General features: G+C 56.6%; 1 rRNA gene. It reads right to left on the reverse strand.

Going from position 1 to position 286, the window contains the following annotated elements:
• Positions 1–286, reverse strand: a 23S ribosomal RNA gene (locus CBW22_RS23330); the annotation flags it as partial.

The raw sequence follows: 286 nt of genomic DNA on the forward strand, positions 1-286 counted from the left end.
CCTGGCTGTCTGTGCCTTCCCACATCGTTTCCCACTTAACCATGACTTTGGGACCTTAGCTGGCGGTCTGGGTTGTTTCCCTCTTCACGACGGACGTTAGCACCCGCCGTGTGTCTCCCGTGATAACATTCTCCGGTATTCGCAGTTTGCATCGGGTTGGTAAGCCGGGATGGCCCCCTAGCCGAAACAGTGCTCTACCCCCGGAGATGAGTTCACGAGGCGCTACCTAAATAGCTTTCGGGGAGAACCAGCTATCTCCCGGTTTGATTGGCCTTTCACCCCCAGC

The organism is Pantoea sp. VS1, from assembly GCF_002207995.1.
Lineage (GTDB): Bacteria > Pseudomonadota > Gammaproteobacteria > Enterobacterales > Enterobacteriaceae > Pantoea > Pantoea dispersa.